A 26,474-nucleotide genomic window follows, 5' to 3' on the forward strand; every position below is an offset into this window, starting at 1 on the left:
TCACGAGCAATGTCGGCCGTTCGGAGTCGCTGGGATTCGCCGATACCTCCCGCGAATTCGATCACAACCCGACCGGAGCCCGCCGCGCCGTTCGGCACAGCTGCACCAATATAGGCTGATCGCTACGACCGATCGATCGAGGATTGCGTGACCAACATTCGAGAACGACTGCCGATTGTCGCGGCGATCCCCAACTACAACATGGGTGGTCACCTGCGCCGTCTGTTGCCGCAGGTGCTGGCGCAGGGCTATGACCGCGTATTCGTGCTCGACGATGCCTCGACCGATGACAGCGTCGAGGTGGTGGGCGGATTCGGCGACGCGGTCACCATGGTGCGAAGCGCCACCAATCAGGGCGCCGGGGCGAACCGCAACCAGATCATCGGCCAGGTCGACGACGCCACCGTCATCCATTTCATCGACGCGGATATGGACATCGCCACACCGCAGTCCGCCACGGTGGCCCGGGAACTGTTCGCCCGCTACGCCGGCGACGGCGTCGGTGCGATCGGCGGCCTGGTGCGCCGGGCCGACGGCAGCCAGGAACCGTTCAACTACGGTCCGGTGTTCTCGCTGCGGACGAACGTCACCTCGTTCCCCTGGATGGTCGACCGGATCCGGCACCGCCCACGCCTGGTCGAGGTCTTCCGGCGCACCGGTATGCCCGGCACCGGGCAGTGGCCCAACATCCTGGACTCCCCGCAGCCGGTCGAGACCTACTGGCTGCACGAAGGGAACATGCTCATCCACGCCGGCGCGTTCCGCGCGGTCGGCGGTTACGACCCGAAGTTCCGGTCCCACGAAGCCCAGGACCTGGCCATCCGGTTGGACAGAATCGGGGTAAAGCGCCGCTTCGATCCCAGCATCGAGGTCGTGCACCACTACATCGACGTCCGGGGCAAGAACCGCAGCCGGTACGAACGGGAGGCCGTCCGGTACATGATCCGCAAGCACGGGTTGGTGCGGTTCCTCACCGACCACTGATCGGCTGGCGGCCTCCGGCTCAGGCGTCGAGGCGGGTGAACGCCCCTTCGCGGTAGAGCTCCGCGCAGGAGGCGCGGCGCACCTTGCCGCTGGTGGTGATCGGCAGCGAGCCGCGGGGCACAAGCACCAGATCGGCCGCGCTGATGCCGTGTGCCGTCGAGATCGCGCTGGTCACCCGGTTCTTCAGGTCCGCGAAGTAGGCGGCGACGTCCTCGTCGGTGTCGCCGCGCTTCCTGACCTCCACGATGGCGACGAGCTGTTCGGTCCGGTCCTGTTCGACAGAGATGGCCGCCACCCGCCCACCGGAGATCTCCTGGATGGTGCCCTCGATGTCGTCCGGGTAGTGGTTGCGGCCGCGCACGATCAGTAGATCCTTGAGGCGGCCCATGATGAACAGGTCGCCGTCGGAGATGAAGCCCAGATCACCGGTGCGCAGCCACGGGCCCGCGTCGGTACCCGTCGACGGCGAGTCGAGGTAGGCGTTGAAGACGTCCTCGGTCTGTTCGAGCTTGCGCCAGTACCCCAGACACACGTTCTCACCGCGCACCCAGATCTCGCCGATCGCGCCGGCGGACAGTTCGGTCCTGGTCTGCGGGTCGACGATCCGCACCGCGGGAGAATCCGGGCTGCCGTAGCTCACCAGCGCGGTACCCGCTGCGCTCGCGCAGCGCTTGGCGTGACCGGCCGAGAGCTTCTCCGGTTCGAAATCGACGATCGTCGGTGGCTTGCCGGGGGAGTCCGTCGCGACGTAGAGCGTCGCCTCGGCCAGCCCGTACGCGGGGCGCAGCACCTCTTCGGGCAGGTTGAACTTGCGGAACCGCTGCGCGAAACGCTTGAGGGTGGCGTCGTGGACGCGCTCGCTGCCGCTGATGATGATGCAGACGTTGCCGAGGTCGTAGCCGGCCATGTCCTCGTCGGAGGTCTTGCCGGCGGCAAGTTCGAACGCGAAGTTCGGGCCTGCGGTGATGGCGTGCGGGCTGCTCGCCACCATCTGCATCCACCGCGCCGGTCGGGCGAGGAAGGACAGCGGGGTGGTGAACACCGTCTCCCAGCCGCCGAGGATGGGGGCGAACACCCCGAGTAGCAGCCCCATGTCGTGGTAGAAGGGCAGCCACGTCACCGCGGTGGTGCCGGGCGGCGCGATACCGCCGTAGTGCGCCAGGAACGAGGCCATGATCTGTTCGAAATTGGCCGACACGTTGCGGTAGGACACCATCACACCCGCCGGGGTGCGCGTCGATCCCGACGTGTACTGCAGGTAGGCGGTCTCGGGACGCTCGATGCGACGGGACGCCGACTTGCGCCGGCTCTCCAGGTCGAGGAGGTCGACCTCGATCAGCGTCGCCGCCGTCTCAGCGTCCTCCGGTGCCGCGTACTCGGCGACCATGGCGCCGATCGACGACGTCGTGAGCACCACCGTGGGGGCGGCGTCGCGCATCACCGCGCTGACCCGTTCGTCGTGCACACCCGGCGTCGGCGTGGACAGCGGCACCGCGATGAGCCCGGCCTGCAGCGAGCCCAGGAACGCGACCAGGTAGTCCAGCCCCTGCGGGGCGACGATGACGGCCCGGTCACCCGGCTGGGCGAACTCGCTCAGCTCGTGGGCGAGGTTGACGGTGCGGCGATACAGCTGGGCCCACGTGAGCGTCTCGCGGACGCCGTCGGTGTCCTTCTCGTAGTCGATGAACGTGAACGCCGTGTCGTTGGGCTGCAGACTGGCGCGTTCCCGCAGCACGGTGGGAAGTGTTGACGCAGTCATCGCGAGCCCTTCGTCCTTGCCATAGCGAACAATGGTTTCGAGCATAAGGCACCCTGTGCAGAAACGGCGCATTCGCCCGCGAGGGTGAAAAGCGGTGCGGGCGTGGTGGATGTACTGCCCGGGCTTGGCCCGCCTACCTTTCGAAATGCCCGTATTCGATTGCTGTCGTCACGTCTGTCAGGGACGTGCGCCGGTGAACCACTTCGTCTTGATCCGCCACGAGTGTGCGGACGCAAGAGCAAAGCCGGCCCCGCAGAAACACGCGAACACCCAGACCAGCGTCCCGCCCTCGATGTCCTGCAGCCACGGCACGAACGCGGTGGCGATGCGGATCGCGCAGGCGATGATGCCACTCGCCGATGCGGCGAGGTAGATGTTCGCGATCCGGCGGGACCGCGGGTCCTTGCGCAGGACCAGCAGCGCCCGGGCGCCATACCCCAGCAGGTAGATCAGCATTCCGCAGAGCATCAGCCAGTAGGCGCTGAGCCAGAAGTCGGTGGGCGTCTTGAAGAAGTCCGCCCGGTAGATGCTGACACCGTGGCCGGCGGAGAACGCGGCCAGCAGCAGGGGGATGCACAACGTCGCGGGGAGTTCGACATACCGCTTGAACGAGGTGTGCATGGCGTGGTCGTCCTGCAGGCGGCCCAGCGTGTTGTAGACGACCGCGGAGGCGGCCACGATGTAGAGGTCGTGGGCGATGTAGTCCTCGAGATTCCACTTGCCGGTGAGGCTGTGGAGCAGGTGTCCGAGGGTTTCGGAGGCGAAGGGGGACATCAACACCACGGCGCCCAGCTGCAGGGCGATGTTGAGGGTCGCGGCTACCTCCCAGCGACAACTCCACGTCACCCTGCGGATCCACAGACTCCACGCCATGCAGCCGATCGTGATGGCAATGAGTACCGCGAGTGTCATCCGGAGTCGCTCTCGTGCTGAAAGGCTTTCAGCAAATTGTACGACCTACAGCGGCGGAGCGTCGGGCCGCGGCGCCAATTCCGATAGTTTCGGCCTGCGACGGGTGACCGGCGGGGCCTGGGCAACCGTGGCAACGGTGAACGGCGCCGACTCGACGTAGTGCCACACTTCCTGCCGGCTCATGAGACCGAACCGGATCTGCAGGTCCGGATAGCTCAGTTCGAACCGGTCCGCGACACGTCGCAGCTCTTCAGCGTCGGGATAGTTGTGCTCTTTGATGCGGCGGTAATACGTGCTGCTGGAGATTCCGAGCGCGTCGTAGATCGCCTTGGCCTCCACATCGCCGTCGAGCAGGTAGTCGAGCAACGCTTTGAGCTGTCTGCCGTTCTCGTCAGTCCGTGGCATCAGTCCACGATAGACGCTGTTCCCATCAATGGGCAGTGGCAACCACTTTTCGGATATTCCTGCCGTTATTGACATGGCCGTCACAGTTTTGGCACTGGTCTCCCATTTCTGGGACACACCGCGTAGCGTGACCGTCATGGTCGCTCCCCACCTGGCTACACCGCACGACTTCGCGGCGGACGTCGCCGGATCCCCTCTGCGCCTGCGTGTCACCGACCGCGACGCCCCGCGGGGCGCCCTGCGCGACAGCCCGGTCCGGCTCTCGGCGCCGCTCGACACGGTGCTCACCCTCGAACTCGACGGCGCCGCGTTCGCGCTCGGACTGGCCGCCGACGAGCTGCTGCTCGCGGCGTTGGGGCGCACCGTCGCCCGCACGATGGGTGAGGGCGTCGTCGCCGTCGACGTCGTCCGGGACGGCCGTTCGGCGCCGGCAGTGGTCGACCTGAGCTGCGTCGGAGAGCGCCACCTCGACGCCACCGGGATGGTGCTCATGGCGCACCTCGCGCTGACCGAACCGTCCACCCACCGCCTCGGCAGCTTCTTCGGCGACAGCGCGGCGGGCGCGGAGGTCTTCTTCAACTACGCCGGCACCACGCCGGCGCGCTCGGTCACCCCGCCCCTGCTCGGGCACGCCCTTGAGATTCGCGCCTACCGGGACCGCGGGGTCATGCAGGTGGACTGGTGGTTCGACGGCCAGCGGTTCGACCTCGCCACCGTGCAGGAGCTCGCCGAGCAGTTCCCGTTCGCCCTGATCGAGCTGACCTCGGAAGCGATGCCGTCGACGTAGCGGTTAGAATTCCTGTCCAGCGGCACTGATCCGGCCATCACCGGGGAGCCTCCGGAAGAACGGTCGCGCGATTCTCGCGCGGCCCAGTAGAACCGGACGGGTGGGCCCGTCACAGCCTCAAACAAGCGGCGCACCTGCTGGTGCGCAAGCGGGGTGGTACCGCGGCGCTCGCGCATCGGCGTGACGTCGTCCCCGTGCCGGATCGTTCAGGCACAGGAGACAACCAGAGTGACCGCCTACCCCAAACCGGCCAGTGGAGCGCCGAACTTCCCTGAGCTGGAAGCCGACGTCCTGGGTTACTGGGACAGCGACGACACCTTCCGTGCCAGCATCGCCCGTCGCGACAGCGCCCCCGAGTACGTGTTCTACGACGGGCCGCCGTTCGCCAACGGGCTCCCGCACTACGGGCATTTGCTGACCGGATACGTCAAGGACATCGTTCCCCGCTACCGCACCATGCGCGGCTACAAGGTGGACCGCCGGTTCGGCTGGGACACCCACGGACTGCCCGCCGAACTCGAAGTGCAGCGCCAGCTCGGCATCACCGACAAGGCGCAGATCGAGAGCATGGGCATCGAGAAGTTCAACGACGCCTGCCGCGACTCGGTGCTGCGGTACACCGACGAGTGGCGTAGCTATGTCACCCGCCAGGCGCGCTGGGTCGACTTCGACAACGACTACAAGACCCTCGACCTCGGGTTCATGGAGTCGGTGATCTGGGCGTTCAAACAGCTGTGGGACAAGGGCCTCGCCTATCAGGGCGTGCGGGTGCTGCCGTACTGCTGGAACGACGAGACGCCGCTGTCCAGCCACGAACTGCGGATGGACGACGACGTCTACCAGAGCAGGCAGGACCCCGCGATCACCGTCGGGTTCCCGGTGGTCGACGGCCCGCTGGCCGGTTCGCATCTGCTGGTGTGGACGACGACGCCGTGGACACTGCCGTCGAACCAGGCGGTGGCGGTCCACCCCGACGTCGCCTACGTGCAGGTCGCCGTCCCGGGTGAGGTGGACGGCGCGCGCTACGTGCTGGCCGAAGCCCGGCTGGCCGCCTACGCCCGCGAACTCGGCGAGGAGCCCGAGGTGCTGGCCACGGTGACCGGAAGCGAACTGCTCGGCACCCGGTACCTGCCCCCTTTCCCGTACTTCACCGACCGCGACGAGGCGCGCAACGCGTTCCAGGTGCTGCGCGGCGACTTCGTGACCACCGACGACGGCACCGGCATCGTGCACATGGCGCCTGCCTACGGCGAGGACGACAAGGCGACCACCGACACGGTCGGCATCACCCCGGTCACCCCGGTCGACTCGAAGGGCCGGTTCGACGCGACCGTGCCGGATTACCAGGGCCAGCACGTCTTCGACGCCAACCCGCAGATCATCCGCGACCTCAAGAACGGCACCGGTTCGGCGGGTGTCAACGGCGCGGTCCTCGTGCGCCACGAGACCTACGAACACTCCTATCCGCACTGCTGGCGGTGCCGCAACCCGCTGATCTACCGTGCGGTGTCCTCGTGGTTCATCAAGGTCACCGAGTTCCGCGACCGCATGGTCGAGCTCAACCAGGAGATCACCTGGTATCCCGAGCACGTCAAGGACGGCCAGTTCGGCAAGTGGCTGCAGGGTGCCCGCGACTGGTCGATCTCGCGAAATCGCTACTGGGGCACCCCGATTCCGGTGTGGATGTCCGACGATCCGCAGTATCCGCGGATCGACGTCTACGGCAGCCTCGACGAACTCGAGCGGGACTTCGGTGTGCGGCCGACCAATCTGCACCGGCCTTACATCGACGAGCTGACCCGGCCCAACCCCGACGACCCGACCGGCCGCTCGACGATGCGGCGCATCGAGGACGTACTCGACGTGTGGTTCGACTCCGGGTCGATGCCCTACGCACAGGTGCACTATCCGTTCGAGAACCACGACTGGTTCGCGGGTGGGGGCAACGAGGACGCGCACTTCCCCGGCGATTTCATCGTCGAGTACATCGGCCAGACCCGCGGCTGGTTCTACACGCTGCACGTGCTGGCCACCGCGCTCTTCGACCGGCCCGCGTTCAAAACCTGTGTGGCGCACGGCATCGTGTTGGGCAACGACGGTGCGAAGATGAGCAAGTCGCTGCGCAACTACCCCGATGTCACCGAGGTGTTCGACCGCGACGGTTCCGATGCGATGCGCTGGTTTCTGATGGCCTCGCCGATCCTGCGCGGCGGCAACCTGGTCGTCACCGAACAGGGCATCCGCGAGGGTGTGCGCCAGGTGCTGCTGCCACTGTGGAACGCCTACACGTTCCTGGCGCTCTACGCGCCGAAGAAGGGCACCTGGCGGACCGACTCCGCCCACGTCCTCGACCGGTACATCCTCGCCAAACTCGCGCAACTACGGGACGACCTGACCGAGTCGCTCGACGTCTGTGACATCTCCGGGGCGTGTGACGAACTGCGGCAGTTCACCGAGGCGCTCACGAACTGGTATGTGCGACGGTCACGTTCGCGGTTCTGGGAGGAGGACCCCGACGCGATCGACACCCTGCACACCGTGCTGGAGGTGACCGGCCGGTTGGCGGCGCCGCTGTTGCCGTTGATGACCGAGGTGATCTGGCGCGGGGTGACGGGGGAGCGCTCGGTGCACCTGACCGACTGGCCGTCGGCCGACGAATTGCCGAAGGATCCGGCGCTGGTGGCCGCGATGGACCAGGTCCGCTCGGTGTGTTCGACCGCATCGTCGCTGCGCAAGGCCAAGAAGCTACGGGTGCGGCTGCCCCTGCCGAAAATCACTGTCGCCGTTGAGGATTCTGCTCAGCTCGAACCGTTCGCCGACCTCATCGCCGACGAGTTGAACGTCAAGGCGGTCGAGCTGACCGACGACATCGACACCTACGGCAGGTTCGAGCTGACGGTGAACGCCCGCGTCGCAGGCCCCCGCCTGGGTAAGGACGTGCAGGCGGCCATCAAGGCGGTCAAGGCCGGGCAGGGCGTCGTCAACCCGGACGGCACGCTGACGGCCGGGCCCGCGGTGCTGCTGCCCGCCGAGTACACGTCCCGGTTGGTGGCGGCCGATGAAGAGTTCACCGCCGCGCTGCCCGACGGCGCGGGTCTGGTGGTGCTCGACGGCACGGTGACACCGGAACTCGAGGCCGAGGGCTGGGCCAAGGACCGTATCCGCGAACTGCAGGAGTTGCGCAAGTCCAGCGGTCTGGACGTCTCCGACCGGATCACCGTGGTGATGTCGGTGCCGCAGGCGCACCAAGAGTGGGCGCACACCCACCGCGACCTGATCGCCGGCGAGATCCTGGCCACCGCGTTCGAATTCGGTGAGCTCACCGGTGGCGCGGAGATCGGCGACGGGGTGCGGGTGGCGATCGCGAAGGCGTGAGGCCCGGTCAGCCCCGGGTCACGCGCGCGGACGCGTCGCCGAAGGTCACGGTGTCGCCCGGCCGCAGTTGGCGGCCGCGGCGCACCTCCACCTCACCGTTGACGGTGACCAGCCCGTCGGCGATCGCCGACTTGGCGTCCGATCCGGTGTCGAGCAGGGAGGCCAGCTTGAGGAACTGGCCGAGGCGGATCGTGTCGTCGCCTATCGGAACGTCGTGCGCCGCCATGACCGTCAGGCTAACGCCCTAGCATCGGCAGGGTGGACGTGCGCTGGGTCCTGCACCTGGACATGGACGCGTTCTTCGCGTCGGTCGAGCAGTTGACCCGGCCCACCCTGCGGGGACGGCCGGTGCTCGTCGGCGGTCTGGGCGGGCGCGGTGTGGTGGCCGGCGCCAGCTATGAGGCCAGGGTGCACGGTGCGCGCTCGGCGATGCCGATGCACCAGGCGCGCAGGCTGGTCGGGGCGCCGGCGGTGGTGCTGCCGCCGCGCGGGGTGGTCTACGGCCTGGCGAGCCGCCGCGTGTTCGACACGGTGCGGACCCTGGTTCCGGTGCTCGAACAGCTGTCGTTCGACGAGGCGTTCGGTGAACCGCAGGAGTTGGCCGGCGCATCGGAGGCCGAGGTCGAGGCGTTCTGCGAGCGGTTGCGGGCGCGGGTGCGGGAGGAGACGGGGCTCGTCGCATCGGTGGGGGCCGGATCGGGTAAGCAGGTGGCCAAGATCGCCTCGGGGCTGGCCAAGCCGGACGGCATCCGGGTGGTGCGGCGCGACGACGAACGCAACCTTCTCGACGGGCTGCCGGTGCGCAAGCTGTGGGGGATCGGGCCGGTCGCCGAGGAGAGGCTGCATCGGCTCGGCATCGGAACCATCGGTCAGCTCGCGGCGCTCTCGGAGGCCGAGGTCGCCGATGTGCTCGGCGTGGCAGTGGGTCTGGCGCTGCACCGGCTCGCCAAGGGCGTCGACGACCGGCCGGTCGCCGAACGGGCCGAAGCCAAACAGATCAGCGCCGAATCCACCTTCGCGGCCGACCTCATCACACTCGACCAGGTGCGCGAGGCGATCGGGCCGATCGCCGAACATGCGCACCGGCGGCTGGCGAAGGACGGGCGCGGTGCGCGCACCGTCACGGTGAAGCTGAAGAAGTCCGATATGAGCACGCTGACGAGGTCTGCCACGCTGCCGTCGGCCACCACCGACGCGGCGACGCTGAGCGCCACCGCCCGCCGGCTCCTGATCGATCCTGTCGAGATCGGGCCGATCCGCCTTGTGGGCGTTGGCTTTTCGGGCCTATCGGTGGTGCGCCAGGAGTCGCTGTTCCCCGACCTGGAGCTGATGGAGGAGGATCCGGCCGACCGTCCGGTGCTCCCACCCTCGGTCAGTGAGGCGGCCGCCGTGGCGCCGGCGTGGCGGGTCGGTGACGACGTGGCGCATCCTGAGCTGGGGCACGGCTGGATCCAGGGCGCCGGCCACGGCGTCATGACCATCCGGTTCGAGACGCGCAGCACCGGGCCGGGCCCGACGCGCACGTTCCCGCACGACCTGCCCGATATCGTCCGGGCCAACCCGGTCGACAGCCTCGACTGGCCGGAGTATGTGAACGCGCTGGCCGACGAGGCGCCGTAGCCGTCAGCCCCAGCGGGCGAGCACCTCGGCGGGCGCCGCGCCGGCGGCCAGTGCGGCCATCAACAGGACCCGCGCCTGCGCGGGACGCAGCGTCGGGACGACGAGCGCGCCCGCCTCGACGAGGTCATGGCCGGGCCCGTAGGCGGGGCGGACCCGCCCACCCGGCACCCGGGTCGACACCGCGACCGTCACCCCGTCCGCGCACAACCGGCGGACACCGTCGATCACCGGTTGGGCGGCGTTACCCGCGCCGAGCGCCTCGAGTACGACCGCCCGGGCGCCTGCGGCCGCGCAGGCGTGCAATGCCACGGCGTCACCGCCCGGGTAGGTGGCGACGATGTCGACACGTGGCGCGTGGGCGGCCGACAGGTCGCCGAGATACGGGCGTTGCTTGGTCCCGGTGACGGTGAACCCGCCGTCGGCGACCCGGCCCACCACGGGGCCGTCGAACCCGTCGAGGCGGTCGGTCGCGACCTTGCGCACGCCCAGCGGCTGGCGGACCGTACCGGCGAAACTGACGAGCACCCCCAGCTCGCGGGCCTCGCGGGAGGCCGCGACCGTCAGCGCGTCACGCAGGTTGGCCGGGCCGTCGGCGTCGGGGGCGTCGGCCCCGCGCTGGGCGCCGGTCAGCACGACGGGGACGGGGCGAGCGTAGGTGAGCTCGAGCCACAGCGCGGTCTCCTCCATGGAGTCGGTGCCGTGGGTGATCACCACGCCGGTGGCCTCGGCCTCGCGCACTGCGTCGGCGATGCGGTCCCAGTCCGCCGGTGTCAGGCGTGAGCTGTCCTTGCTGAGCAGGTCGACCACTTCGACGTCGCGGCCGGCGGTGCCGAGGCCCGCGGTCAGTTCGGCGCCGCCGCGGCTTGGTCGTAGGACGCCGTCGGTGTCGGTGCTGGTGGCGATCGTGCCGCCGGTGGTGATCACGGTGAGGCTCACGTGCGGAATTGTTCCGTATCGGCGGTTTGGGATGATGGGGTGGTGACTGACGAAACATCGGGCAAGGCCGAGTCCGCGACAGGCGCCGCGGAGCCCGCGGACGGCGGCGCCACCTCGGCACCTCCGCGGCGGCGACGCCTGGGCCTGCTGTTGTCGGTCGCGGCGGTGATCTTGGTGCTCGACATCGCGACGAAGGTGCTCGCGGTGCGGCTGCTGACGCCCGGCCAACCGGTGTCGATCATCGGTGACACGGTCACCTGGACCCTGGTGCGCAACTCCGGTGCGGCGTTCTCGATGGCCACCGGCTACACGTGGGTGCTCACGCTCGTCGCGACCGGTGTGGTGATCGGCATCATCTGGATGGGCCGCCGGCTGGTGTCGCCGTGGTGGGCGATCGGCCTCGGCCTGATCCTCGGCGGCGCGATGGGCAACCTGATCGACCGCTTCTTCCGGTCGCCGGGACCGCTGCGCGGCCATGTCGTCGACTTCCTGTCCATCGGGTGGTGGCCGGTGTTCAACGTCGCCGACCCGTCGGTGGTCGGTGGGGCGATCCTGCTGGTGGTGTTGTCGCTGTTCGGCTTCGACTTCGACACGACGGGACGGCGCAGGCCCGACGACGACGACACCCAGCCGGCCGCCCGCCCGGCAGCAGACCCGTCGTAGTGTCCACGCGGTCGATGCCTGTGCCCGAGGGGCTGGGCGGGATGCGGGTCGACGCCGGGCTGGCGCGACTGCTCGGGCTGTCGCGCACCGCGGCGGCGGCGCTCGCCGAAGACGGCGGGGTGGACCTCGACGGCACCCCGGCCGGCAAGTCCGACCGGCTCACCGCCGGCGCCTGGCTCGAGGTGCGGCTGCCGGAGGCGCCGGCCCCGGTGGAGAACATCCCGGTCGACATCGAGGGGATGACGATCCTGTACTCCGACGACGACATCGTCGCCGTCGACAAACCTCCGGGGGTGGCCGCCCACGCGACCGTCGGATGGCACGGTCCCACGGTGCTCGGCGGTCTGGCGGCCGCCGGGTTCCGGATCAGCACCTCGGGTATCCACGAACGCCAGGGCATCGTGCACCGCCTCGACGTCGGCACCTCGGGGGTCATGGTGGTCGCGCTGTCGGAGCGGGCCTACACGGTGCTCAAACGGGCCTTCAAAGAGCGCACCGTCGAGAAGCAGTACCACGCGCTGGTGCAGGGCCACCCCGATCCGAGCAGCGGCACCATCGACGCGCCGATCGGACGGCACCGGAGCAACGACTGGAAGTTCGCGGTCACCGAGAACGGTCGGCACAGCGTCACCCACTACGACACGCTCGAGGCGTTCCAGGCGGCCAGCCTGCTCGACGTCGAACTCGAGACCGGCCGGACACACCAGATCCGGGTGCATTTCGCCGCGCTGCACCATCCGTGCTGCGGTGACCTCACCTACGGCGCCGACCCGACGCTGGCCCGCCGGCTCGGGTTGGAACGACAATGGCTGCACGCCCGTTCGCTGGCCTTCGCCCACCCGGCCGACGGTCGCCGCGTCGAGATCACCAGCCCCTACCCGGCCGACCTGCAACACGCGCTCGACGTGCTGCGCCGTCACGCCCGGTGACGGACTCGCGCCGCGACGGCCTGCTCTTCGGCACCGGAGCCTACGTCTGGTGGGGGCTGTGTCCGGGCTTCTTCCTGCTGTTGCTTCCGGCCGGGTCGCTGGAGATCCTCGCGCACCGCATCGTGTGGAGCGCGGCGTTCCTGCTGCTGGTGGTCGCCGTCGCCCGGCGTCTCGGCGATCTGCGCCGGTTGCCTTGGCGCACATGGCTGCAACTTCTGGCGGCCTCAGCGCTGGTGTCGACGAACTGGGGTGTCTACATCTACGCGGCCACCCACGGCCACGTGGTCGACGCCGCACTCGGGTACTTCATCAATCCGCTGCTCAGTGTCGCCCTCGGGGTGCTGGTGTTCCGCGAACGCATCAACCGCTGGCAGCAGGCGGCGCTGGCACTGGCCGTCGCCGCGGTCGTGCTGCTCACCGTGGAGTTGGGTGCACCGCCCTACATCGCGTTCTCGCTGGCGCTGTCGTTCGCGCTCTACGGCGTCGTCAAGAAAGTGGTGAAAGCCGACCCGCGGGTCAGCGTTGCGGTGGAAACGCTGATCGCGTTGCCGATCGCGGGCGGGTACCTGCTGGTGCTGGAACTCACCCACCGTGGGCACTTCCTCACCGAAGGCGCGGGGCACGCGGGTCTGCTGCTGCTCGCGGGTCCCGTCACCGCCGTCCCGTTGCTGTTCTTCGCCGCGGCCGCCCAGCGGCTTCCGCTGGTGACGCTCGGCCTGCTGTTCTACATCAATCCGGGCCTGCAGATGGCCTGGGGTGTGCTGATCGGCCACGAACCCATGCCGGTTGCGAGATGGATCGGCTTCGCGCTGATCTGGCTGGCGCTCGCGCTGCTCGCCGCGGATGCGGTGCGCCGCAGGGGCCCACGGGAAAAACCGGTCGATCGCAGCGTTCCCGGGCCGCCCACCCGCGCGGCAGACGCGAGGTCGCCCGCACCGGAGGCAAACTCCGGCTGAAGGTCCGCACTGATCTTCACCAGCAACCCTGGAGTTGACATCGAGGTGTGGCAACGTCAATTACGAGTCCACTGGTCTTGTTTGCGGGACAGCCGGTTGCCTGGCGTTGAGCGATGTCCTAGCGTTTGCTACGTGCAGCGCAAGGGCCGGGAGAAAACGGCACCGCGCGCCCGAGGGCGCCCGGTCGGAGCTGATTCAGCCCTGACCCGCCGGCAGATCGTCCGGGCCGGCCGCATGGTCGTCATCGAGCGCGGCTATTCCGGAATGACGTTCCAGGCCATTGCCGAACGGACCGGGCTGAGCCGCCCGACGCTGCACTACTACTTCGCCACCCGCGAAGAGGTCTACGAAGGCGTCCTCATGGAGGTGCGCGAAGTCGTCATCGACTGCGTGACGCAGTCGATGAAGTACGAAGGGTTGCTCGACAGGTTGTCGGGTTTCGTGGCCGCTGTGCGCAGAGTGGACGGCCGGGACCCCTCGATCGTGCCGTTCCTGATCAGCGCCCGCCTCGAACCGCAGCGCAGCCCCGAACTGTGGGCGTTGAGCGATTCGCCGATCCGCGCGTTTCTGCTGCGACTGGTGAGCGATGCGATCCGCCGCGGTGAACTGGTCGAGGACACCGACGTCGAAGGCGTCGCCGACATGCTGCACGTCATCCTCTACGGGATGGCCTTCTACTCCGGATTCACCGACGGCCCTGCCGACCTGGGGTCGATCGCCAAGCAGCTGATCGAACTGTTCGCGCACGGCCTGGTGCCCGCCCCGCCGGGGCTCGATCCCGCCGGCGGGGGCACGCAGGACGGCACGACGAAAGACACGCATCGCGACACGCCGAAGGGTGTCGGAGGGCAGTCCTAGACTGGCGACCCTATGAGCGGTTCAGACGGGCGGTCCTCGGGGTCCTTTGTTCACCTGCATAACCACACCGAGTATTCGATGCTGGACGGTGCGGCGAAGGTCAAGCCGATGCTCGCCGAGGCGCAGCGCCTCGAGATGCCCGCGATCGGCATGACCGACCACGGAAACATGTTCGGGGCCAGCGAGTTCTACAACGCGGCCACCGACGTCGGCATCACGCCGATCATCGGTATCGAGGCCTACATCGCCCCGGCGTCGCGCTTCGACACCAAACGCGTCCTGTGGGGCGATCCGAGCCAGAAATCGGACGACGTCTCCGGCAGCGGGTCCTACACCCACATGACGATGGTCGCCGAGAACGCGACCGGTTTGCGCAACCTGTTCAGGCTGTCCTCACTGGCCTCGTTCGAGGGCCAACTCGGCAAGTGGTCGCGGATGGACGCCGAGATCATCGCCGAACACGCCGAGGGCATCATCGCCACCACCGGGTGCCCGTCCGGCGAGGTGCAGACGCGGCTGCGGCTGGGTCACCGGCGTGAGGCGTTGGAAGCGGCCGCCAAGTGGCGCGAGATCTTCGGGCCGCAGAACTTCTTCCTCGAGATCATGGACCACGGCCTCGACATCGAACGCCGGGTGCGGGAAGGCCTGCTCGAGCTCGGCCAGAAGCTCGGCATCCCGCCGCTGGCGACCAACGACTGCCACTACGTCACCCGCGAGGCGGCCCAGAACCACGAAGCGCTGCTGTGCATCCAGACCGGTAAGACGCTGTCGGATCCCACCCGCTTCAAATTCGACGGCGACGGTTACTACCTGAAGTCGGCGGCCGAGATGCGCGCGCTGTGGGACAAGGAGGTGCCCGGCGCGTGTGATTCGACGCTGCTGATCGCCGAGCGCGTACAGCCCTACACCGAGGTGTGGCAACCGCGCGACCGGATGCCGGTGTTCCCGGTGCCCGAGGGACACGATCAGGGTTCGTGGCTGCATCACGAGGTGATGGCAGGGCTGCAGCGCCGTTTTCCGGGGGCGGTCGGCCAGAATTACCTCGAGCGCGCCGAATTCGAGATCAAGGTCATCTGCGACAAGGGCTTCCCGGCCTACTTCCTGATCGTCGCCGACCTCATCAACTACGCGAAGTCGGTCGACATCCGGGTCGGTCCGGGCCGCGGCTCGGCGGCCGGGTCGCTGGTGGCCTACGCGCTGGGTATCACCAACATCGACCCGATCCCGCACGGCCTGCTGTTCGAGCGATTCCTCAACCCGGAGCGCCCGTCGGCGCCCGATATCGACATCGACTTCGACGACCGGCGCCGCGGCGAGATGCTGCGGTATGCGGCCAACAAGTGGGGTAGCGACCGCGTCGCGCAGGTCATCACCTTCGGCACCATCAAAACCAAGGCCGCACTGAAGGATTCGGCCCGCGTGCACTACGGACAGCCGGGCTTCGCGATCGCCGACCGGATCACCAAGGCGCTGCCGCCGCCGATCATGGCCAAGGACATCCCGGTGTCGGGCATCACCGACCCCACCCACGAGCGGTACAAGGAAGCCGCCGAGGTCCGCGCGCTGATCGACACCGACCCCGACGTGCGGACCATCTACGAGACCGCCCGTGGCCTCGAAGGGCTGGTGCGCAACGCGGGGGTGCACGCCTGCGCGGTGATCATGAGCTCCGAGCCGCTGATCGACGCCATCCCGCTGTGGCGCCGCCCGCAGGACGGCGCGGTGATCAGCGGCTGGGACTATCCCTCGTGTGAGGCCATCGGCCTGCTGAAGATGGATTTCCTCGGGCTGCGGAACCTTACGATCATCGGCGACTGCATCGAGAACATCAAGGCCAACCGCGGCGTCGAGGTGGATCTCGAGTCGCTGGCGCTCGACGACCCCAAGGCCTACGAACTGCTCGGCCGCGGTGACACGCTCGGCGTGTTCCAGCTCGACGGCGGGCCGATGCGCGATCTGCTGCGGCGCATGCAGCCCACCGAGTTCAACGACATCGTCGCGGTGCTGGCGCTGTACCGGCCCGGACCCATGGGCATGAACGCCCACAACGACTACGCCGACCGCAAGAACGGCCGCCAGGCCATCAAGCCGATTCACCCCGAACTCGAGGAACCGCTCAAGGAGATCCTCTCCGAGACCCACGGCCTGATCGTCTACCAAGAGCAGATCATGTTCATCGCCCAGAAGGTCGCCTCGTACACGATGGGCAAGGCCGACGCGCTGCGAAAAGCCATGGGCAAGAAGAAGCTCGAGGTGCTCGAGGCCGAGTACAAGGGCTTCCAGGAGGGGATGACAGCCAACGGGTTCTCGCCGGCGGCGGTGAAGGCGTTGTGGGACACCATCCTCCCGTTCGCCGGGTACGCGTTCAACAAGTCGCACGCCGCCGGCTACGGCCTGGTGTCGTACTGGACGGCGTATCTGAAGGCCAACTACCCGGCCGAGTACATGGCGGGCCTGCTCACCTCGGTCGGCGACGACAAGGACAAGGCCGCGGTGTACCTGGCCGACTGCCGCCGGCTGGGGATCACGGTGCTTCCGCCCGACGTCAACGAGTCGGTGCAGAACTTCGCCTCGGTGGGTAACGACATCCGGTTCGGTCTAGGTGCCGTGCGCAACGTCGGCGCCAACGTCGTTGCCTCGCTGGTCAATACGCGCACCGAAAAAGGCAAGTACACCGACTTCTCGGACTACCTGAACAAGATCGACATCGCCGCCTGCAACAAGAAGGTGACGGAGTCGCTGATCAAGGCGGGCGCGTTCGATTCGCTCGGCCATCCCCGCAAAGGCCTGTTCCTGGTCCACACCGACGCCGTCGATTCGGTGCTGGGCACCAAGAAGGCCGAGGCGATGGGGCAGTTCGACCTGTTCGGGGGCGCCGACACCGCCTCCGATTCCGTGTTCACCATCAAGGTGCCCGAGGATGAGTGGGAAGACAAGCACAAGCTGGCCCTCGAGCGGGAGATGCTCGGGCTCTACGTGTCCGGTCACCCGCTCAACGGTGTGGCGCACCTGCTCGCCAACCAGGTCGATACCCAGATTCCGGCGATCCTCGACGGCGACGTGGCCAACGAGGCGCAGGTGCTCGTCGGGGGAATCCTGGCCTCGGTCAACCGCCGGGTGAACAAGAACGGATTGCCCTGGGCCTCGGCGCAATTGGAGGATCTCACCGGCGGTATCGAGGTGCTGTTCTTCCCGCAGACCTACTCGGTGTTCGGCGCGGAGATCGCCGATGACGTGGTGGTGCTGGTCAAGGCGAAGGTGGCCGCCCGCGACGATCGCATCGCGCTCATCGCCCATGAACTCGTGGTCCCGGACTTCTCGAGTGCCCAGGCCGATCGGCCGCTGGCGGTCAGCCTGCCGACCCGCCAGTGCACGGTCGACAAGGTCACCGCGCTCAAACAGGTGCTGGCCCGCCACCCCGGCACGTCGCAGGTTCACCTGCGGTTGATCAGCGGAGAGCGGATCACCACCCTGGAGCTGGATCAGTCGCTGCGGGTGACGCCGTCGTCGGCGTTGATGGGGGATCTCAAGGCGCTGCTGGGTCCGGGATGCCTGGGCGGATGAGGCCGACGGGATGACCCACCCGGAATCGCGGCAGATCACCGTCTGGATCGCTGCCCCGCCGGACGTCGTGTACGACCTCGCTGCCGACCCGCAGACCTGGCCCAGATGGGCGGCCGGGCTGGCGCAGGGCGGGCTGCGGCAGTCCGAGCGGGGGTGGGTCGCCGACTCGCCGATGGGCGAGGTGGTCGTCGAGTTCTCACCGGCCAACGCGTTCGGCGTGCTCGACCACGTGGTGCGGATGCCGTCGGGCGAAGCCGTCTACAACCCGCTGCGGGTGGTGCCCGCCGGGCCGGGGGAGTCGCGGTGCGAGGTGGTGTTCAGCCTGCGCAGGCGTGCCGAGATGACCGACGAGGAGTTCGAACAGGACGCGGCCGCGGTGGCCGCCGATCTCGAGACGCTCCGGGGACTCGTCGAGGACTAGCGGCGGCTGGAGCAGAAGACGCTGAAGCCCAGCCAGCTGACGGTGGCAGCGCCGGCCGCAGACAGCACGGCGGGGGCGGCGCTCATCGTCAACGCGCCCACGACCATGAAGGCGGCAATGCCGACGATCAGGGCGATCACCTTGTAGGCCGGCCACGGAACACCGGCGACACTCACGTCGCACGCCGCGCGAGCGACGGTCGAGCGAAAGTTTCCGGCCGTGGTCATGACGTCAACGATACCTCTCAACAAAGGTTTCGGCCAACCGAAACTCCAGATCAGGACGACTCTCTGGTACCCGCCTAAGCTGGTTTCATGCCACTCACCGGAGAATATGAACCCAGCACCTCGGATTGGGCCCGCGAACAGGCCGAGAAGTTCGTGGAATCGGGCGGAACCGAGGCCACCGAACTCAACGGTATGCCGATCATCCTGCTGACCACCGTCGGCGCCAAGAGCGGCAAGGTGCGCAAGACCCCGCTGATGCGCGTCGAGCACCAGGGCGAATACGCCGTCGTCGCATCGCTCGGCGGCGCCCCCAAGCACCCGGTCTGGTATTTCAACATCAAGAAGAACCCGCGGGTCGAACTGCAGGACCAGACCGTCACCAAGGAGTACGACGCGCGCGAGGTGTTCGGCGAGGAAAAGGCCGAATGGTGGGAGCGGGCGGTCGAGGCCTACCCCGATTACGCCGACTACCAGAAGAAGACCGAGCGGGAGATACCGGTCTTCGTGCTCACTCCGGTCGAGTGAAACCCGCTGTACCGGCGAAACGCGCCAGTGGCACCATTGAGCGGTGTCCGCTGAACTGAGCCAGCCCGCCCGTACGTCGCCGATCACCGCGGCCGACATCGACGAGGCGGCTCAGCGCATTGTGGACGTCGTCGTCCGCACCCCGCTGCAGTACTCCGAGCGGTTGTCGGAGGTCACCGGCGCGCAGGTCTACCTCAAACGCGAAGACCTGCAGGCCGTGCGCTCCTACAAGCTCCGGGGCGCGTTCAACCTGCTCTCGCAGCTCACCGAGGCGGAGATTGCCGCAGGGGTGGTCTGCTCGTCGGCCGGCAACCACGGTCAGGGCTTCGCGATGGCGTGCCGGACGATGGGCATCAAAGGACGGGTCTACGTCCCGGCGAAGACGCCGAAGCAGAAGCGGGATCGCATCCGCTATCACGGCCGCGAGTTCATCGAGTTGATCGCCGTCGGGGCGACTTACGATCTGGCCGCCGCGGCGGCGATCGACGACGTCGCGCGCACCGGTGCCACGCTGGTCCCGCCGTATGACGACGTGCGGACCATGGCGGGGCAGGGCACGATCGCCCCCGAGATCCTCGACGAACTCGACGCCGAACCGGATCTGGTGGTCGTCCCGGTGGGTGGCGGCGGCTGCATCGCCGGCATCACCACCTATCTGGCCGAGCGCACGTCGAACACCGCGGTGCTGGGCGTGGAGCCGGCGGGCGCGGCGTCGATGATCGCGGCGCTGACCGCCGGTGAGCCGGTGACCCTCGATCACGCCGACCAGTTCGTCGACGGGGCAGCGGTCAACCGGGCGGGGCGCCTCCCGTTCGCGGCGTTGCGCGCCGCGGGGGACATGGTGTCGATGACCGCCGTCGACGAGGGCGCGGTCTGCACCGCGATGCTCGACCTCTACCAGAACGAGGGCATCATCGCCGAGCCCGCCGGCGCGCTGTCGGTCGCTGGGCTGCTCGAGTCGACGGTCGAACCGGGCTCCACGGTCGTCTGCCTGATCTCCGGTGGCAACAACGACGTGTCGCGCTACGGCGAGATCCTGGAGCGCTCGCTGGTGCACCTCGGGCTCAAGCACTACTTCCTGGTCGACTTTCCGCAGGAGCCCGGCGCGCTGCGGCGGTTCCTCGACGACGTGCTCGGGCCGAACGACGACATCACCCTGTTCGAGTACGTCAAGCGCAACAACCGGGAGACGGGGGAGGCGCTGGTCGGCATCGAGCTGGGATCCGCCGCCGACTTCGACGGTCTGCTGGCGCGCATGCGTGCCTCCGACATGCACGTCGAAGCGCTGGAGCCGGGTTCGCCGGCCTACCGCTACCTTCTCTAGCGACTTTCCTGCGCGAGCAGACACAGAATCGCCCTCTCCCGCGCGGGAAGGGGCGATTCTGTGTCTGCTCGCGGTGGGCGGGAGTGCCTCAGCCGGTCCGCACGATCGCGAACGAGTGCCCGTCGATGCGGGTGCCGTCGCCGTCGGCCGCCGGTTCACCCCACGCCAGCACCACGTCACCGGCCACGGGCACCGTCACCGCTTCGGTGCCGAGGTTGCAGGCGATCGACAGGCCGCCGCGGTGCAACACGATCCAGCGCTGGGCCTCGTCGAAGTCGACCTGCATGTGGTCCAGCCACGGGTCGGCCAGGTCGGGTTCGTTGTGCCGCAACGCGATCAGGTCCCGGTAGAGCCCACGCAACCGGCCGTGGTCGCCCTCGTCGATCTCGTCCCACTTGAGCTTCGACCGCAGGAAGGTCTGCGGATCCTGCGGGTCCGGAATCTCGTCGGCGTCCCACCCGTGTTCGGCGAACTCCTTCTTGCGCCCCTCCGCGGTCGCCCGGGCCAGCTCCGGCTCCGGATGGCTGCTGAAGAATTGGAACGGTGACGACGAGCCCCACTCCTCACCCATGAAGAGCATTGCCGTATAGGGCGATCCGAGTGCGAGGGCGGCCTTCACCGCGAGCTGGCCGGTGTCGAGGTTCTGCGACGGCCGGTCGCCGATGGCCCGGTTGCCCACCTGATCGTGAGTGAGCGTGTAGGCGAGCAGGCGCGTGGCCGGGATGGTGGCGGTGTCCAGCGGGCGGCCGTGGCGACGGTGCCGGAACGTCGAGTACGTCCCGGCGTGGAAGTAGCCGTTGCGCAGGGTCTGCGCCAGCGCCTCGACGCTGCCCCAGTCGCCGTAGTAGCCCTGGGTCTCGCCCGATACCGCGGCGTGGATCGCGTGGTGGATGTCGTCGTCCCACTGTGCGGTCATACCGAGGCCGCCCTGATCACGCGGGGTGATCAGTCGCGGGTCGTTCATGTCGCTCTCCGCGACCAGCGACAGGGGACGGCCGAGTTCGCTTGCCAGCGCATCGGTTTCGGCGGACAGCTCCTCGAGGATGTGGATCGCGGTGGTGTCGACCAGGGCGTGCACCGCGTCAAGGCGCAGCCCGTCGGCGTGGAAGTCACGCATCCACCGCAGCGCGCAGTCGAGGATGTAGCGGCGGACCTCGTCGGCGCCGGCGTCGGTGATGTTGATCGACTCACCCCACGGGTTGCTGCCCGACGACAGGTACGGCCCGAACTTCGGCAGATAGTTGCCCGACGGCCCGAGGTGGTTGAACACCGCATCGATGAGCACGCCGAGCCCGCGGCTGTGGCAGGCGTCGATCAGCCGGATCAGTGCGTCGGGGCCGCCGTACGGTTCGTGCACGGCATACCAGAGCACGCCGTCGTACCCCCAGCCGTGCGTACCGCCGAACGCGTTCACCGGCATGAGTTCGACGAAGTCGACGCCGAGGTCCACGAGGTAGTCGAGCTTGTCGATCGCGGCGTCGAACGTGCCCTCGGGTGTGAAAGTGCCGGTGTGCAGTTCGTAAATGACTGCGCCCTCGATCGAGCGTCCCGCCCACGCATCGTCGGTCCACGCGTCGGGCGCAGGCCGCCACAGCTGTGAGCGTTCGTGCACGCCGTCGGGTTGGCGCGCCGAGCGGGGATCGGGCAGCACCTTCGGATCGTCGTCGAGCACGAAGCCGTACCGGGTGTCCGGTGCGGCGTCCACCTCGGCGCGCCACCACCCGTCATCGCCGCGCATCATCGGGTGCAGTGTCCCGTCGACGTCGAGCTGGACGCGCTCGGGAAGCGGCGCCCACACCGCGAATTCAGGCATGGTCACGCTCCAATAGCACGGTGGGGAGTTCGGCGAACAGATCGGCCGCGGTCACGGTGCCGGTGTACCGCCTGCCGGTGATGCGGTCGGTCCAGCTGCCGTCGGGAAGGGTCAGTTCGGTGTCACCCCAACCTCTTTCGTGCAGCTGCACCGTGTGGCGGCTGACGGCGGTGAGCACGTCGTCACCGCGCAGGAAGGCCACCACGTGGTCGGCGGCCGCACCGCGGGCGAGCACCGGGGTGTAACCGCCCTCGAGGAAGCTCGCCGGCCGGTCGCGGCGCACGCGCAGCGCGGCGTGCACCACCCGCATCTTCGGATGCCGCAAACCCGAAAGTTCGGCCCGGCGTGCCGCGTAGTCGACCGGTCGGCGGTTGTCCGGGTCCACCAGGCTGTCCTCCCACAGTTCGGTGCCCTGGTAGACGTCGGGCACCCCGGGTCCGGTCAGCGCCAGCAGCTTCTGTCCGAGGCTGTCGTTGCGGGCGTGCGGGTCGAGTTGCTCGACCAGGCCGGTGAGTTCGACCGCGACCGGACCGTCGATGACGCTGTCCAGCCACGCGTGCACACCGGATTCGAATTCGGTGTCCGGGTCATTCCAGGTGGTGTGGGTGGCCGCTTCGCGAATCGCTTTCTCGGCGTAGGCGTGCAACCGCATCCGCAGCTCATCGGTCACCACCCCGTCGACCGGCCAGACGCCGAACACGTTCTGCAGCAGGAACAGTCCGGTCGCGGAGTCGGGCGGCGGGGTGCGCTGTGCCCATGCCTCGACGTACTGCGCCCACAGCGACGGCACCTGGGACAGCACGCCGATGCGGGCCCGCACGTCCTCACCGCGTTTGGTGTCGTGGGTCGACAGCGTGGTCATCGCATGCGGCCACATCGCGGCCCTGGTGGCGGCGCGCTGGTGGAACTCCGCCGCGGAGACGCCGAACCACTCGGGTTCGCCGCCGACCTCGTTGAGCGACACCAGGCGGGCGTCCCGGTAGAACAGGCAGTCCTCCATGGCCTTCGCGGTGGCCGCACCGCACAGCTGCTGGAACCGCGCCGCGGTCTCCCGGCTGGCCGACAGCGCCGACGAGACGATCTGCAGTGCCGGGGCGAAATGCGGCTGCTCCGATAGTGTTTCGGCGATCGCTACCGGTAGCACCGTGGACAGCGCCGGATAGTCGGACCGGTACACCCCCAGATGGCTGATCACCGCGGCGACCGCGGCGGGCAGCTCGGGATGGTCCTGGCCGGTGGCGGCGACGATCGTGCGACACAGCCGGGCCAGCTCGCTGCCCAGCGTGGTGGTCACCGCCTCGACTTTCAGCGCCCGCGCGGTCCGCGGCGTCGCGGCGTAGTCGACGCCGGTGGACTCGTAGAGCGTGCTGAGCGCTTGCGCGCCGGCGGGATCGATGAGCACACCGCCGACCTCGCGCAGCGCGTCGTAACCGGTGGTGCCGGCGACCGGAAGCGTGGGGTCCAACGGTTCGTCGACGGCGAGGATCTTCTCGATGACGATCCACGCCTGCGGGCCGACGAGTTCGCGCAGCCAGACCAGATAGCCGGCCGGATCGGACAATCCGTCCGGATGGTCGATGCGGATGCCGTCGACGAGGTCGTCGGTGAACCACCGCTTGACCTCGGTGTGCGTCGCCTCGAACACCGCGGGGTCCTCCTGGCGCAGCCCGGCCAGGGAGGTGATCGAGAAGAACCGGCGGTATCCGCAGATGCCGCGCTTCCACCCGATCAGCCGGTAGTGCTGGCGGTCGTGCACCTCCGCACCTGTTCCGTCACCGGTGCCCGGGGCGATCGGGAACACCAGATCGCCCAACCGCAGCGTGTCGCCCTCCACGGTGAGATCCGCCACGTCCCCGTCGGATCCGAGCACGGGCAACACGATTCGGCCGTCCGGGTCGAGGGTCCAATCGACGTCGAAATAGTCGGCGTTTGCGGAGCCGCGGCCATGGGTGAGCAGATCCCACCACCACCGATTCTGGGTCGGCACGTCCACACCGACGTGGTTGGGCACGATGTCCACGACCAGCCCCAGCCCGCGGGCCTTGGCCGCCGCCGACAGCGACGCGAGCGCCTCGGCGCCACCGAGCGCCGCCGACACGGTCGTGGGATCGGTGACGTCGTAACCGTGGGTGGAACCCTCGACCGCGGTCAGGATCGGCGAGAGATACAGGTGCGAGACGCCCAGGTCGTCGAGATAGTCCACCAGCGCTTCGGCGTCGGCGAGGGTGAACGCGTCACCGCGCATCTGCAGTCGGTAAGTCGACAGCACGGGTCGGGCGGCCATCAGGCGGTTTTCCTCAGCACGAGTAGGGATCTGGGCTGCAACGAGATCTTCTCTCCGGCCGGGACGACGATGTCGGTGTGCCCGGTGGGGTCGGCGGTGTCCAGATCGGCGGTCCACATCCCGGCGTAGTCGCCGTCGGGAGTGACGAAGTCTTGGACGTGGTCGTGGGCGTTGAAGCACAGCAGGAAGGAGTCGTCGACCACCCGTTCACCGCGGGCGTTCGGGGTGGGGATGGCCTCCCCGTTGAGGAACACCGCGACGCACGTGCCCAGTCCCGTACCCCAGTCCGCGGGCGTCATCTCCGTGCCGGCGGGTGTCAGCCACGCGATGTCACGGACCTGACCGGCGCTGCGGATCGGCTTGCCCTCGAAGAACCGTCGGCGCCGGAACACCGGATGGCTCTTACGGAATGCGACGACCTTGCGGGTGAACGCCAGCAGATCGGCGTTGGTCTCGCACAGTGACCAGTCCATCCAGGACAGTTCGGAGTCCTGGCAGTAGACGTTGTTGTTGCCCCGCTGGGTGCGGCCGATCTCGTCACCGTGGGCGATCATCGGCGTGCCCTGGCTGCACATCAGCGTGGCCATCATGTTGCGGATCTGTTTGCCGCGCAGCCCCAGGATCTCCGGGTCATCGGTGGGGCCTTCCACGCCGCAGTTCCAGGACCGGTTGTGGCTCTCGCCGTCTCGGTTGTCCTCGCCGTTGGCTTCGTTGTGTTTCTCGTTGTAGGACACCAGATCATGCATCGTGAAGCCGTCGTGGCAGGTCACGAAGTTGATCGAGGCGCTGGGGCGCCGTCCGGTGGCCTCGTAGAGGTCTGATGATCCCGTTAGTCGGGAGGCGAATTCGCCGAGGGTTGCGGGTTCTCCCCGCCAATAGTCACGCACAGTGTCGCGATATTGCCCGTTCCACTCGGTCCACAAACCTGGGAAATTCCCGACCTGGTAACCGCCTTCGCCGACGTCCCACGGTTCGGCGATCAGCTTCACCTGGCTGACCACCGGATCCTGCTGGACGAGGTCGAAGAACGCCGAGAGCCGGTCCACATCGTAGAACTCGCGCGCCAGCGTGGAGGCCAGGTCGAAGCGGAACCCGTCGACGTGCATCTCCAGCACCCAGTACCGCAGCGAGTCCATGATCAACTGCAGCGTGTGCGGATGGCGGGCGTTGAGGCTGTTGCCGGTCCCGGTGAAGTCCTTGTAGAGCCGCAGGTCGCCGTCGAGGAGCCGGTAGTACGCGGCGTTGTCGATACCGCGGAAGTTGACCGTGGGGCCGAGGTGGTTGCCCTCTGCGGTGTGGTTGTAGACGACGTCGAGGATGACCTCGATACCCGCGGCGTGGAACGACCGCACCATCGCCTTGAATTCGGCGACCGCACCGCCGGCGTGCTGGTTGGCGGCGTACTCGTAGTGCGGCGCGAAGAAGCCGAAGGTGTTGTAGCCCCAGTAGTTTCGGAGCCCGAGGTCGATCAGTCGATGGTCGTGCATGAACTGGTGCACCGGCATGAGTTCGATGGCGGTGACGTTCAGCGACTTGAGGTGCTCGATGATCGCGGGGTGGCACAGCCCGGCGTAGGTGCCGCGCAGTTCGGCGGGGATCGCCGGATGCCGCTGGGTCATGCCCTTGACGTGTGCCTCGTAGATGACGGTGTCGTGGTACGGCGTGCGCGGTGCCCGGTCGGAGCCCCACTGGAAGAACGGGTTGATGACGACGCTGGTCATCGTGTGCCCCAGTGAGTCGACCCGCGGGGGTGTGCCGCCCGACGCGAGGTCGTCGGCATCGAGGTCGTAGGAGTACAGCGCCTGGGTGAACTCGAAGTCGCCGTAGAACGACTTGCCGTACGGATCGAGCAGCAGCTTGCTCGGGTCGCACCGATGCCCCGCCGCCGGATCCCACGGCCCGTGCACCCGGAACCCGTACCGCTGGCCCGGGGTCACTGTCGGCAGATACGCGTGCCAGACGTAACCGTCGACCTCGTCGAGGTTGATCCGCTCCTCGCTGCCGTCCTTGGCGATCAGGCACAGTTCGACGCGGTCGGCGACTTCGGAGAACAGCGAGAAGTTGGTGCCTGCGCCGTCGTAGGTGGCGCCCAGCGGGTAGGCCTCACCGGGCCAGACGGTGTGCGATGTCAC

21 protein-coding genes are annotated in these 26,474 nt (G+C 68.2%); 12 read left to right on the forward strand and 9 right to left on the reverse strand.

Translation table 11 applies throughout. The features are described 5' to 3' along the window. Positions 1-147: 147 nt before the first annotated feature. Positions 148-984, forward strand: a complete 837-nt coding sequence (locus I7X18_RS12255) for a glycosyltransferase family 2 protein (RefSeq protein WP_232375463.1) — start codon at positions 148-150, stop codon at positions 982-984. A gap of 19 nt (positions 985-1,003) precedes the next feature. Here I7X18_RS12255 and I7X18_RS12260 read toward each other — a convergent pair whose 3' ends face one another. From I7X18_RS12260 to I7X18_RS12270, 3 genes are all read right to left on the reverse strand, one after another. After that, positions 1,004-2,743 (reverse strand): AMP-binding protein, encoded by a 1,740-nt coding sequence (locus I7X18_RS12260; protein ID WP_193047468.1) that lies wholly within the window; start codon positions 2,741-2,743, stop codon positions 1,004-1,006. Positions 2,744-2,920: 177 nt separating this feature from the next. Further along, positions 2,921-3,655, reverse strand: a complete 735-nt coding sequence (locus I7X18_RS12265; protein ID WP_193047469.1) for a hypothetical protein — start codon at positions 3,653-3,655, stop codon at positions 2,921-2,923. A gap of 45 nt (positions 3,656-3,700) precedes the next feature. Beyond that, positions 3,701-4,060 (reverse strand): helix-turn-helix domain-containing protein, encoded by a 360-nt coding sequence (locus I7X18_RS12270; protein ID WP_193047470.1) that lies wholly within the window; start codon positions 4,058-4,060, stop codon positions 3,701-3,703. A gap of 136 nt (positions 4,061-4,196) precedes the next feature. Here I7X18_RS12270 and I7X18_RS12275 point away from each other — a divergent pair, with 136 nt between their 5' ends. After that, positions 4,197-4,847: a hypothetical protein gene (locus I7X18_RS12275; RefSeq protein ID WP_193047471.1), complete on the forward strand. Its 651-nt coding sequence runs from the start codon at positions 4,197-4,199 to the stop codon at positions 4,845-4,847. Between the two features lie 228 nt (positions 4,848-5,075). Beyond that, on the forward strand, positions 5,076-8,222 hold the full coding sequence (ileS, locus tag I7X18_RS12280; protein WP_193047472.1) for an isoleucine--tRNA ligase: 3,147 nt from the start codon (positions 5,076-5,078) through the stop codon (positions 8,220-8,222). A gap of 7 nt (positions 8,223-8,229) precedes the next feature. Here the strand turns inward: ileS and I7X18_RS12285 are convergent, their stop codons facing one another. Beyond that, complete coding sequence (locus tag I7X18_RS12285) at positions 8,230-8,448, reverse strand: RNA-binding S4 domain-containing protein (protein ID WP_193047473.1); 219 nt, start codon at positions 8,446-8,448, stop codon at positions 8,230-8,232. 62 nt (positions 8,449-8,510) lie between these two features. Between I7X18_RS12285 and I7X18_RS12290 the strand changes: the two genes are divergently transcribed. After that, positions 8,511-9,842, forward strand: a complete 1,332-nt coding sequence (locus I7X18_RS12290; RefSeq protein ID WP_408632905.1) for a DNA polymerase IV — start codon at positions 8,511-8,513, stop codon at positions 9,840-9,842. A 3-nt stretch (positions 9,843-9,845) separates the two neighbouring features. Here I7X18_RS12290 and I7X18_RS12295 read toward each other — a convergent pair whose 3' ends face one another. Continuing rightward, entirely contained in the window at positions 9,846-10,778 is a 933-nt protein-coding gene (locus I7X18_RS12295) for an asparaginase (protein ID WP_193047475.1), read from the reverse strand. 42 nt (positions 10,779-10,820) lie between these two features. Here I7X18_RS12295 and lspA point away from each other — a divergent pair, with 42 nt between their 5' ends. From lspA to I7X18_RS12325, 6 genes are all read left to right on the forward strand, one after another. Continuing rightward, positions 10,821-11,441, forward strand: a complete 621-nt coding sequence (gene lspA, locus I7X18_RS12300; protein WP_404822838.1) for a signal peptidase II — start codon at positions 10,821-10,823, stop codon at positions 11,439-11,441. Positions 11,442-11,455: 14 nt separating this feature from the next. Then, positions 11,456-12,370 carry an RluA family pseudouridine synthase gene (locus I7X18_RS12305; protein ID WP_193047477.1) on the forward strand — a complete coding sequence of 305 codons (915 nt, stop codon included), beginning with the start codon at positions 11,456-11,458 and terminating at the stop codon, positions 12,368-12,370. Further along, positions 12,367-13,326 (forward strand): EamA family transporter RarD, encoded by a 960-nt coding sequence (gene rarD, locus I7X18_RS12310; RefSeq protein ID WP_193047478.1) that lies wholly within the window; start codon positions 12,367-12,369, stop codon positions 13,324-13,326. The genes I7X18_RS12305 and rarD overlap by 4 nt, the downstream gene beginning before the upstream one ends. Before the next feature lie 132 nt (positions 13,327-13,458). Then, positions 13,459-14,184: a TetR/AcrR family transcriptional regulator gene (locus I7X18_RS12315; protein WP_193047479.1), complete on the forward strand. Its 726-nt coding sequence runs from the start codon at positions 13,459-13,461 to the stop codon at positions 14,182-14,184. 12 nt (positions 14,185-14,196) lie between these two features. Further along, on the forward strand, positions 14,197-17,748 hold the full coding sequence (gene dnaE / locus I7X18_RS12320; RefSeq protein WP_193047480.1) for a DNA polymerase III subunit alpha: 3,552 nt from the start codon (positions 14,197-14,199) through the stop codon (positions 17,746-17,748). Positions 17,749-17,758: 10 nt separating this feature from the next. Beyond that, positions 17,759-18,169, forward strand: a complete 411-nt coding sequence (locus tag I7X18_RS12325; protein WP_193047481.1) for an SRPBCC family protein — start codon at positions 17,759-17,761, stop codon at positions 18,167-18,169. Here I7X18_RS12325 and I7X18_RS12330 read toward each other — a convergent pair. Beyond that, positions 18,166-18,396 carry a hypothetical protein gene (locus I7X18_RS12330; RefSeq protein WP_193047482.1) on the reverse strand — a complete coding sequence of 77 codons (231 nt, stop codon included), beginning with the start codon at positions 18,394-18,396 and terminating at the stop codon, positions 18,166-18,168. The two genes, I7X18_RS12325 and I7X18_RS12330, sit on opposite strands and share 4 nt — an antisense overlap. An 87-nt stretch (positions 18,397-18,483) precedes the next feature. On the opposite strand from I7X18_RS12330, the gene I7X18_RS12335 reads away from it, so the two are divergent. Continuing rightward, complete coding sequence (locus tag I7X18_RS12335) at positions 18,484-18,921, forward strand: nitroreductase family deazaflavin-dependent oxidoreductase (protein WP_193047483.1); 438 nt, start codon at positions 18,484-18,486, stop codon at positions 18,919-18,921. Between the two features lie 43 nt (positions 18,922-18,964). After that, on the forward strand, positions 18,965-20,245 hold the full coding sequence (gene ilvA / locus I7X18_RS12340; protein WP_193047484.1) for a threonine ammonia-lyase IlvA: 1,281 nt from the start codon (positions 18,965-18,967) through the stop codon (positions 20,243-20,245). Between the two features lie 88 nt (positions 20,246-20,333). On the opposite strand, the gene treZ is transcribed toward ilvA, so the two are convergent. From treZ to glgX, 3 genes are read right to left on the reverse strand one after another with little or no spacing between them, the layout of a single operon-like run. Then, positions 20,334-22,058 carry a malto-oligosyltrehalose trehalohydrolase gene (treZ, locus tag I7X18_RS12345; protein ID WP_193047609.1) on the reverse strand — a complete coding sequence of 575 codons (1,725 nt, stop codon included), beginning with the start codon at positions 22,056-22,058 and terminating at the stop codon, positions 20,334-20,336. Continuing rightward, on the reverse strand, positions 22,051-24,342 hold the full coding sequence (treY, locus tag I7X18_RS12350; RefSeq protein ID WP_193047485.1) for a malto-oligosyltrehalose synthase: 2,292 nt from the start codon (positions 24,340-24,342) through the stop codon (positions 22,051-22,053). Before treY ends, treZ begins: the two co-directional genes overlap by 8 nt. Continuing rightward, a complete protein-coding gene (gene glgX, locus I7X18_RS12355; protein WP_232375465.1) occupies positions 24,342-26,474 on the reverse strand; it encodes a glycogen debranching protein GlgX in 2,133 nt (710 codons plus the stop codon). The genes treY and glgX overlap by 1 nt, the downstream gene beginning before the upstream one ends.

Origin of the sequence: Mycolicibacterium baixiangningiae (assembly GCF_016313185.1) — a bacterium.
In the GTDB taxonomy this organism is placed as follows: domain Bacteria; phylum Actinomycetota; class Actinomycetes; order Mycobacteriales; family Mycobacteriaceae; genus Mycobacterium; species Mycobacterium baixiangningiae.

Coding starts and splice junctions, on each gene's coding strand:
- I7X18_RS12260 (WP_193047468.1), bottom strand. CDS start 2,743: ATGACTGCGTCAACACTTCCCACCGTGCTGCGGGAACGCGCCAGTCTG.
- I7X18_RS12265 (WP_193047469.1), bottom strand. CDS start 3,655: ATGACACTCGCGGTACTCATTGCCATCACGATCGGCTGCATGGCGTGG.
- I7X18_RS12270 (WP_193047470.1), bottom strand. CDS start 4,060: ATGCCACGGACTGACGAGAACGGCAGACAGCTCAAAGCGTTGCTCGAC.
- I7X18_RS12275 (WP_193047471.1), top strand. CDS start 4,197: ATGGTCGCTCCCCACCTGGCTACACCGCACGACTTCGCGGCGGACGTC.
- I7X18_RS12285 (WP_193047473.1), bottom strand. CDS start 8,448: ATGGCGGCGCACGACGTTCCGATAGGCGACGACACGATCCGCCTCGGC.
- I7X18_RS12290 (WP_408632905.1), top strand. CDS start 8,511: ATGGACGCGTTCTTCGCGTCGGTCGAGCAGTTGACCCGGCCCACCCTG.
- I7X18_RS12305 (WP_193047477.1), top strand. CDS start 11,456: ATGCCTGTGCCCGAGGGGCTGGGCGGGATGCGGGTCGACGCCGGGCTG.
- dnaE (WP_193047480.1), top strand. CDS start 14,197: ATGAGCGGTTCAGACGGGCGGTCCTCGGGGTCCTTTGTTCACCTGCAT.
- I7X18_RS12325 (WP_193047481.1), top strand. CDS start 17,759: ATGACCCACCCGGAATCGCGGCAGATCACCGTCTGGATCGCTGCCCCG.
- I7X18_RS12330 (WP_193047482.1), bottom strand. CDS start 18,396: ATGACCACGGCCGGAAACTTTCGCTCGACCGTCGCTCGCGCGGCGTGC.
- I7X18_RS12335 (WP_193047483.1), top strand. CDS start 18,484: ATGCCACTCACCGGAGAATATGAACCCAGCACCTCGGATTGGGCCCGC.
- treZ (WP_193047609.1), bottom strand. CDS start 22,058: ATGCCTGAATTCGCGGTGTGGGCGCCGCTTCCCGAGCGCGTCCAGCTC.
- treY (WP_193047485.1), bottom strand. CDS start 24,342: ATGGCCGCCCGACCCGTGCTGTCGACTTACCGACTGCAGATGCGCGGT.